General features: G+C 33.6%; 10 protein-coding genes. 5 read left to right on the plus strand and 5 right to left on the minus strand.

The window, feature by feature from the left end; translation table 11 throughout:
* Positions 1-236: 236 nt before the first annotated feature.
* From obgE to BLW20_RS13820, 3 genes are all read right to left on the minus strand, one after another.
* Complete coding sequence (obgE, locus tag BLW20_RS13810) at positions 237-1,235, minus strand: GTPase ObgE (RefSeq protein ID WP_091102578.1); 999 nt, start codon at positions 1,233-1,235, stop codon at positions 237-239.
* A gap of 177 nt (positions 1,236-1,412) precedes the next feature.
* The gene (locus BLW20_RS13815; RefSeq protein ID WP_091102582.1) at positions 1,413-2,687 is read right to left on the minus strand and encodes a hemolysin family protein; all 1,275 of its coding nucleotides are present in this window, start codon (positions 2,685-2,687) and stop codon (positions 1,413-1,415) included.
* 89 nt (positions 2,688-2,776) lie between these two features.
* Positions 2,777-3,349 (minus strand): adenylate kinase, encoded by a 573-nt coding sequence (locus tag BLW20_RS13820; RefSeq protein WP_091102585.1) that lies wholly within the window; start codon positions 3,347-3,349, stop codon positions 2,777-2,779.
* A 119-nt stretch (positions 3,350-3,468) separates the two neighbouring features.
* On the opposite strand from BLW20_RS13820, the gene BLW20_RS13825 reads away from it, so the two are divergent.
* Positions 3,469-4,014 (plus strand): hypothetical protein, encoded by a 546-nt coding sequence (locus BLW20_RS13825; protein ID WP_091102588.1) that lies wholly within the window; start codon positions 3,469-3,471, stop codon positions 4,012-4,014.
* Between the two features lie 26 nt (positions 4,015-4,040).
* Here the strand turns inward: BLW20_RS13825 and BLW20_RS13830 are convergent, their stop codons facing one another.
* Both BLW20_RS13830 and BLW20_RS13835 read right to left on the minus strand, forming a co-directional pair.
* Positions 4,041-4,973: a T9SS type A sorting domain-containing protein gene (locus tag BLW20_RS13830; RefSeq protein WP_177165105.1), complete on the minus strand. Its 933-nt coding sequence runs from the start codon at positions 4,971-4,973 to the stop codon at positions 4,041-4,043.
* Between the two features lie 200 nt (positions 4,974-5,173).
* A complete protein-coding gene (locus BLW20_RS13835; RefSeq protein WP_091102594.1) occupies positions 5,174-6,196 on the minus strand; it encodes a T9SS type A sorting domain-containing protein in 1,023 nt (340 codons plus the stop codon).
* A 203-nt stretch (positions 6,197-6,399) separates the two neighbouring features.
* On the opposite strand from BLW20_RS13835, the gene BLW20_RS13840 reads away from it, so the two are divergent.
* The 4 genes from BLW20_RS13840 (at position 6,400) to purE (ending at position 9,357) form a co-directional block, all read left to right on the plus strand.
* Complete coding sequence (locus BLW20_RS13840) at positions 6,400-7,554, plus strand: 5-(carboxyamino)imidazole ribonucleotide synthase (protein ID WP_091102598.1); 1,155 nt, start codon at positions 6,400-6,402, stop codon at positions 7,552-7,554.
* A 156-nt stretch (positions 7,555-7,710) separates the two neighbouring features.
* A complete protein-coding gene (locus BLW20_RS13845) occupies positions 7,711-8,463 on the plus strand; it encodes an RDD family protein (protein WP_091102605.1) in 753 nt (250 codons plus the stop codon).
* 154 nt (positions 8,464-8,617) lie between these two features.
* Positions 8,618-8,761 (plus strand): hypothetical protein, encoded by a 144-nt coding sequence (locus tag BLW20_RS14740; protein ID WP_177165106.1) that lies wholly within the window; start codon positions 8,618-8,620, stop codon positions 8,759-8,761.
* A gap of 116 nt (positions 8,762-8,877) precedes the next feature.
* Positions 8,878-9,357, plus strand: coding sequence for a 5-(carboxyamino)imidazole ribonucleotide mutase (gene purE / locus BLW20_RS13850; RefSeq protein ID WP_091102601.1), 480 nt, complete (start codon positions 8,878-8,880; stop codon positions 9,355-9,357).
* Positions 9,358-9,418 lie beyond the last annotated feature (61 nt).

Here is a 9,418-nt window from a genome sequence, read left to right on the forward strand (position 1 = left end):
TATGCTTGTAGACAAGCATATCAAATTTATCTTTTGGAATAAAATTGATGATTTGTTTGAAAATCGGCTGACCGACTAATTTCTTTTCTGTATCTTTATTGCTCATATTTTTGATTTGTCGTAAAACCAAAATATGAAAAAAGGAGCTAACCACAATGGGAAGCTCCTTAATTTTGAAAAGTTAGTCGGTTAGTAGTGATTAAGAATAAAAAATCCCTAAAGTTTAGGGATTTTTTTTAATTCAACATCTGCCATAATTTATCTTTCAATTCAGTTAAGCCTTGCTGAGCGACCGATGAGATAAACAAATAAGGTATTCCTTCAAAATCTTTATCTAATTGCTGTTTGAGTTCTGCCTTTAGTTCATCGTCTAACATATCGCATTTTGATATGGCTATTAAACGGTCTTTATCTAGCATTTCGGGATTATATCTTCTTAACTCATTTAACAAAATGTCGTATTCTTTTTTAATATCGTCTGCATCGGCAGGAATTAAAAACAACAAGGTAGAATTTCGCTCGATGTGTCGTAAAAAGTAATGTCCTAAACCTTTTCCTTCAGCAGCACCTTCAATAATTCCGGGAATATCGGCGATTACAAACGATTTAAAATCGCGATACTCTACAATTCCCAAATTAGGTTTTAAAGTTGTAAACGGATAGTCACCTATTTTTGGCTTTGCCGATGTTAATACCGAAAGCAAGGTTGATTTTCCGGCATTTGGAAAGCCTACCAAGCCAACATCTGCCAATACTTTTAATTCTAAAATAATATCCAGTTCTTCGCCAGGGATTCCAGGTTGTGCGTAACGCGGCGTTTGATTGGTCGATGAACGAAAATGCCAGTTACCTAACCCGCCTTTACCGCCTTTTGCCAAAATTTTTTCTTCACCGTTTTCGGTAATTTCAAACAAAAATTCCCCTGTTTCTTTATCCTTTACCACAGTTCCCAACGGAACTTCAATATAACGATCTTCGCCATCGGAACCTGTACTGCGCGAACTTCCTCCATCGCCGCCGTGACCTGCTTTGATGTGTCGTTCAAAACGCAAGTGATGCAATGTCCATAAGCTTTCGTTACCACGAACTATTACGTGACCACCACGACCACCATCACCCCCGTCGGGACCACCTTTTTCAATAAATTTTTCACGGTGTAAATGAGATGATCCTTTACCACCTTTACCAGATGCTACATATATTTTTACGTAATCTACAAAATTTCCTTCTGTCATTGTTCTTTACTTTAATGATTATCTGTGAGCCTGTACCAATTTTATTATTGAAAAACTTCGTCAGTTCGGGCGTGTCGAGAACTTTTCTACTTCCCGATACTTTTCACTACGTTACTCGAAGTGACGATATGTTAAATTCAACAACTCAAATATGTGGTATTTAATTTAAATAATCAGTTAATCTTTTAACAGGCTAATACCTATTTTATCAATTTTTCCTCCGTTTGAAGCCAACACTTCAAACTCCATTTTATTCCAAATTAATTTTTCGCCTGTTTTTGGTATGTAAGATAATTCTTTCATTACCAAACCACTTACGGTTGTTACATCATAATCGGGCATTAATTCATCTAATTCAAAATACGAAAGCAGATCATGCAGCGGATAAAATCCATCGACAATCCATTCGCCTTCGCCTATTTCTTCTAATTTAAATTCCTCTTCGTAAAATTCAGAAGCATCGCCAACCAACGATTCTAAAATATCGTTTAAGGTAATCACTCCCTGAATCACACCATATTCATCGGAAACCAGTGCGTAATGGTTTTTAGTCGCTTTAAATTGTTCTAATGCCTTATAGGCCGATGTGTGTTCAATGAAAAACGTGGGCTCTTTAAGAATAGACCTTAAATCTGTTTTTTGATTTTCGAACAGCAAAAACAAGTCTTTTAACGATACAATACCAATTACTTCGTCTAATCCGCCTTCACAAACCGGATAAAAAGAATGTAAATCTTCTGTTACCTTGTCTTTTAATTCTTGAATGGTATCTTCAAAATCAAGGTACATAACCGATTTGCGATGCGTCATTAAGGCATTTACCTTTAAATCGCCAATATTAAAAACGCGTTCTACAATATCTTGTTCAATTTCCTGTACCTCTCCTACTTCAGTACTTTCTTTAATTATTGATCGTATTTCTTCTTCTGTTACCTTTCCGTCGGCTGTTGGTTTTATGTTTAAAATATTCAATAACAAATCAGACGATTTCGTCAATAGCCAAACAAACGGTGCCGCAACTTTTGAGATAAATGTCATGGGTAGTGCAACCATTTTTGCGATGGTTTCGGGATAATTCAATCCTAATCGTTTTGGAACCAGCTCGCCTAAAATCAATGTAAAAAAAGTAAGTAAAACCAGCACCACACCAACACTTAACGACGAGGCGTAAGGTTGTAACGATGGAATTTGAGAAATAAAAAATTTTAAATCGGTGGTTATTTTATCGCCCGAATAAATACCGGTTAAAATACCTATTAGCGTAATACCTATTTGTACGGTTGACAAAAAATTGTTTGGTTCTTCAACCAGCTTTAATGCTGCTTTGGCACTGCTGCTTCCTTTTTTTGCTGCCATTTCCAAACGGTTTTTCCTGGAAGAAACCAACGCCATTTCTGACATGGAGAAAATACCGTTTAAGATGATCAAAATAAAAATAATTAAAATTTCCAATGTGCTTTGTTTGATTTATTAAATGCAAAAATCTTACCCTAAATTACAAAAAAAGAGTAAGATTATTTAAAATTATTTTTTTTTTGACATTAAAAACGATCGATAACCGTACTTAAACGGTCGGTAATTTCTGCAATAGATCCAATACCGTTTACTGCGTAATATTTGTTTTGATTTTTATAATATTCAATCAGCGGAGCCGTTTTTTCATTGTATTCTTCGTAACGTGTACGAATCTTCGTTTCGTCCTGATCATCTGCCCTGCCCGATGTTTTTCCGCGTTCTAAAATACGCTGCACCAACACCTCATCGTCTGCTTCTAAAGCAACCGTTGCGGTAACTTGTAAATTAATTGATTGTAAAAATGCGTCTAAAGCTTCGGCCTGTGCAATGGTTCTTGGAAATCCGTCAAACAAAAAACCTGCTTTATCCATATTTTTTTCAACTTCTTTTTTAAGCATATCAATAGTAATTGAATCGGGAACCAGTTCTCCTTTATTGATAAATTCCTGTGCTTTTTTACCTAATTCTGTTTCGTTTTTGATATTGAAACGAAAAACATCACCTGTTGAAATATGTGTTAAATTGTATTTTTCTTTTAAAAATTCGGCCTGTGTACCTTTTCCGGCACCCGGTTTTCCAAATAAAACTATTGCGATCATTGCTACTTATTATTTTACCGTGCAAATATACGAATACGTGTACTTTAATTAAAGTTTATTCGCAGTTTTGCCAAATATATTTTTATTTTTAGCATAAATTTCCTTTTTAATAATTTTATATGGATGTAATTACTTATTTTTCAACGCATCACCACAACTTGAGCACACAAAGCCGGATTTTGGCTATGAATCATATTTTAGATCAGAATATCCCTGCAAATGAATTTATTAAGGCGATTTATTCGGTTGATAACAATCAGAAAATTGTGCTTTATCACGCATTGGATATGCTGGTAGAACGCCATATTGATTATTTGAACGATTATTTAGATCTGTATCTGGAAAAAGCGTTGAACGAAACCCACGAATCTAGCAAACGTTGTGTTTCCCGAACGATATTCCATCAATTAAAAAACAATAAAAACATTTACAATAAAGAACAAAAACAACAGATTGTGCACACCATGTTCGATTGGATGATTCTACCATCGGCAGTGGCAACCCGAGTAAACGCTATTCATATTCTCTATTTTTTAGTTGATGAAGAAGATTGGATTAAAGAACAACTAATAGCACTTATCGAGCAAAATTTACTGTTGCAAGAACCATCGTTTTTAAGTCGCGGAAGAAAAATATTGAAACTTTTGCATAAGCAAAAATCATAAACACATATATTACCGTAATTTAGAATCTATTCTTTAATAATTTTCTTAATAGCGATACCATCTGCACTATAAATGTGTAATAAATAGGTTCCAGCAGCAAATGCCGAAACATTTATTTGTACGTTATGTTCTTTATTAAACACTTTAGTTTTTACTAATTTACCATTTACATCAAAAATAGTTACTTGTTCCACTCCGATATTTTCATTGTTTGTAATATTAATTATATTTTTTGATGGGCTTGGGTATAAATTAAATTTATTGGAAATGAAATCTTGAACACTTAAAGGGGGCGTATCAACTGCTGAAATAACAAAATTATCGAATTTATATAAGGCAATACCTGAGCCTCTTAATAAGAAAAAGAAAGATTTAGCTATTGAATTAGAAGCAAGATTACATCTCACAATTAAGTTTAATGTAGGGATATGAAAGTACACTTTTTTATTTTGAAAATCTAAATAGTAAATTAATTTTGTCCAAGTATTTTTTGGTAAAGTGATTGAGCCATTTGTAATGTTATTACAAGTACTAAAAGCACCAAAGTTAACAACTTCTAGTTGTTGTAAATAGGAAAAAAAACCTAAAGATGATGAAACATAATCAAAATTATTGTCAGATCTGATGCAAAAATGATGATATGAATTTGTAACATTTGTATTATCTCCAGTAAAAAAGTCATACTCAATTTTTAAAATGTCATTTCCGGGTGTTCTGGTATTCCATAAAACATCAATCTCTCTTTTTTGTATATAATTTAATCCGCTATTTGATAAACCTTCTAATTCTAAAACTTTTCCTTTATTAGCTTCCGAAACAATTCTAAAATAATTATTATTTACATCTGATGGGTTAGTATCGCAAAAGGTGTACCAACCACCTTGTCCGGCTGTTTGTCCTGTGGGGTCGGTTCCTACATTGCCTAAAGTTAAATTGTCAAAATTTTCACTGTAGAGCACTTGTGCGGTCGTTAGCTGTGATACACATAAAAAAGCTGCAATAAATAGTTTGTTTTTTTTTCATTGTATTTTGTTTAAATTAATGTTAAATATACTGCTTTTTATTATTTAATGCAATTGGTTATTAAATTAATAGCGAATATCGTCTTTTAAAAAACAAAAAAACTTGCCAACAGACAAGTACCTAAAACGCAGTTTATTTATTTCTTTATTACTTTTTTAACCACTGTACTTTCTGCGGTTTTTATATGCAACATATAAGTACCCGATGCCAGATCTTTAATATTTAACTGTACTTCGTTGTCATTATTAAAAGCTTGTGATTGAATAGCTTTACCACTTACGTCAAAAACTTCTACCTGCTCTATGTTAATGTTTTCATTATTAGTTATTGTAACTACATCATTGACAGGATTTGGAAACACATTGAATTTAGACGAAATAAAACTTTGTGTACTTAAAGGTACGGTGTTAACAGCTGAAACAACAAAATTATCGAATTTATAAAATGATAAAAAAGAAGGGGTAAGTCCATTAGTTCCTGCTATAAATAATAAAGAATTAACAGGAGGAATAACATTTGGTGCATCGTGTACCATCAGTACTCCTATCGAAGGCAGACTGAAATATATCTTTTGATTGGGATAGTCAATATACACAATCAACCTTACCCAAGTGTTGTCTGTAAAAGCAGAAAGTTGTTGTGTAGAGATATAATAAAAACTTCCGGCAACTGCATTTGCAGTAATATTAAGCACTCCTGTATTGGGTGCATACCCAATATGAATTATATTGTTAGTAGGGTTTAAAGGGTCGTCATTGTTTATTGACATATATAATGCATAAATAGATCTTTTATCTACGTTATAAGGTCCGGTAAAAAAATCGTATTCAATTTTTAAGACATCGTTTCCGGGAGTTCTGTTATTCCATAAAGTATCTACTCCTCTTTTTTGTAAGGCATTATGTGTAATATTTTGGCTTTGTGGAGTTATTAATTCTATTACTTTCCCTCTTCCGGGTTCTGAAACAATTTTGAAATAATTATTACTTTGGTCATAAGACCGTGTATGCCAACCACTTTGTCCGGGTGTTTGTCCTGTGGGGTCGGTTCCTACATTGCCTAAGGTTAAATTGTCAAAATTTTCACTGTACAACACTTGTGCCGTGACAAAATAGCCTGTTAACAACAGTGTTGCTAAAAAGAGTACTGTTTTTTTCATAGTATTTTATTTTAAAATAATGTTAAATATAACATTGTTTATTATTTAAAACAACTGATTTTTAAGTTAAAGATTAAAAACGAACTACTTAGAATTAAAAAAACAGCATTTTTCATTAGTGACATTTATTTTCATTAAAATTGAAAAACAGTATCTTTGCCCATTACGATTAAACAGATAAACAACTCAACAATAAAACAACAATGAATTATTTTTCTTCTGATTTTAAATTAGGAATTTTAGGTGGCGGACAATTAGGTAAAATGATGCTGACCGAAACCCGAAAGTTCGATATTCAAACATATGTAGTGGATCCAAGTGCCGAAGCGCCTTGCCAATTCGGAGCTACAAAGTTTTTTCAGGGTTCACTAAACGATTATCAAACGGTTATAGATCTGGGAAATCAGGTCGATATTTTAACTATTGAAATTGAAAACGTGAATCTGGAAGCTTTGGAAACTTTGGAAAACGAGGGTAAAAAAGTATATCCTTCTCCAAAAACACTGCGATTGATTTCGAACAAAGGCAATCAGAAAGATTTTTATACGCAACACAATATTCCCACCGCACCTTACAAACGTTTTTCTACTTTAGAAGCCTTAAAAGCAGAAGTAGAAAACGGCTCGGTTAAAACCCCTTTTGTATGGAAAGCAACCGAAGGTGGTTACGATGGAAACGGTGTAAAAGTTGTTCGAAAAACAGAAGATTTAGATACTTTACCCGAAACCGAATGTATTGCTGAAACCATGATTCCGTTTAAAAATGAACTGGCGGTTATTGTGGCTCGTTCGGCATCGGGCGAAATTAAAACCTATCCGGTGGTAGAAATGGAATTTCATCCCGAAGCGAATCAGGTAGAATACGTGATTTGTCCGGCTCGTATTGATGAAACGGTTTCTCAAAAAGCCCGTGAAATTGCCTTAAAAGTTTCTAAAGCCTACAACCACGTAGGTTTGTTAGCAGTGGAAATGTTCCAAACCAAAGATGACGAAATTTTGGTAAACGAAGTAGCACCGCGTCCGCATAATTCCGGTCATTATTCTATCGAAGCGAGTTATACTTCACAATTCGAACAGCATATTCGTGCTATTTTGAATTTACCTCTGGGAAATACAGCCAGTAAAGTTGCCGGAATTATGGTAAACCTGGTGGGCGAAGAAGGTTTTTCAGGTGATGTTGTTTATGAAAACATCGAGAAAATTATGGCAATTGATGGGGTAACTCCGCATATTTACGGAAAACGCGAAACACGTCCGTTCCGAAAAATGGGACATGTTACCATTGTAAACGAAAACATGACCGAAGCACGTAAAGTTGCCCAACAGGTTAAAGAAACCATTAGAGTGATTTCAAAGTAGAATCAAGATAGCTGTATTAAGTATTAAGACAAATCAGAATACTTTTATTTGCTGCAAGGTTTCAAAAACCTGGTAGCTATAGATTTCAAATGAAGCGATACCTACAAGGTCTTAAAGACCTTGCAGGATAATAAAAAAATAAACAACGGAACAAAAATGCAACAAGAACAAATTTTTCTAATAGCTAGTCGTAAAAGAAGAATTTCCGCTTTTATTATAGATCATTTTATAATGACTTCTTTAATAGTTTCTTTAGCGTTTATTGCTTTAGGTTCGAATTTTATTGAAGAAGATAATCCGGGTAAATTTGTAATTACACTATTTTCAATAATCATTCCCGGCATGCTTTTATATTTTTCGAAAGATACTTTTAAAGGCAATAGCATTGGTAAATGGGCTATGGGAATTATGGTTCGTGATGAAAAAGATTCAAATAAAATTCCTTCATACGGCAGACTATTACTAAGAAATGTGCTGCTTATTATTTGGCCAGTTGAATTCATTGTACTTGCAACAAGTAGCGATAAGAAAAGGTTGGGTGATAAAGCTGCAAATACTATCGTTGTTAAAAACCCTAATAAACCTTCAAAATTACCACGAATTTTAATTATTGTTGGAGCAGCAATATCATTTGGTTTTCTTTTATTTTTTATCGTTGGTAATACCATGAAAAATTCGGAAGCTTATAAAGTTTCTGTTACTGAAATAGAAAAAAATGAACAAATAATATCTGAAACAGGAGGAATAAAAGGGTACGGAATGATTCCGACAGGAAGTATAAACTCTGCAAATGGTTATGGACAAGCACAACTTGAAATTAAAGTTTTAGGAAACAAGCAAGATATCAACGTAAGTGTTTATTTGGAAAAAGAACCTAATGAAAATTGGAAAATAATAGAAATGCAATAACAATGAGTTTTAATATTTTTTAGTAACTTTAATATAAATTTCTACAAATGAGCACTTCAGAATTACAATTAAAGCTAGATATAATCAGCAGAATCACCGAATTAAAAGAAGTTCGGGTAATTAAGGAAATTAAGATTTTGAACTAGAAGAGAGTTTGTATGAATTATCTACAGATCAAGAAAATCGAGTTGCAGAAGCAAGAAAGGAATATAAAAATGGTAATTATATTACTAATGAAGAAGCTGAAAATGAAATTGACCAATGGCTAAAAGAAGAATTACAAGGTTTTAATGTATAAATTTTATTTGCTGCAAGGTTTTGGAAACCTTGTAGCTATAGATTTCAAATGAAGCGATACCTACAAGGTCTTAAAGACCTTGCAGGGTAATAAAAAAATAAACAACTAAACAAAAAATGAAAGTAGCAGTAGTAATGGGTAGCATTTCGGATATGCCGGTAATGCAACAAGCCATAGACATATTAAACGAATTTGGAGTAGCAACGCATGTAGATATTGTATCGGCACACAGAACTCCGGAGAAATTAGTCGATTTTTCTACCAACGCACACAAAAACGGAATCAATGTTATCATTGCCGGAGCAGGTGGTGCAGCACATTTACCGGGAATGGTAGCAAGTATGAGTCCGCTGCCGGTGATTGGTGTTCCTGTAAAATCTTCTAACTCTATAGACGGTTGGGACTCGGTTTTGTCTATCCTGCAAATGCCAGGCGGTGTTCCTGTTGCAACCGTAGCTTTAAACGGTGCTAAAAATGCAGGTTTATTGGCAGTGCAAATTTTAGCAAGTCAAAATGCAGAGTTGTTACAAAAAATGATTGATTACAAATTAGGATTGAAAGAAACTGTTTTAAAAGCTGCTGAAGGTTTAAAATAATAAAAGAGCAACTAATACGTTGCTCTTTTTGTTGAGGCTGTCCCAAAAGGGCAGCTTCTTT

This window comes from Paenimyroides marinum (assembly GCF_900108395.1).
Lineage (GTDB): Bacteria > Bacteroidota > Bacteroidia > Flavobacteriales > Flavobacteriaceae > Flavobacterium > Flavobacterium marinum.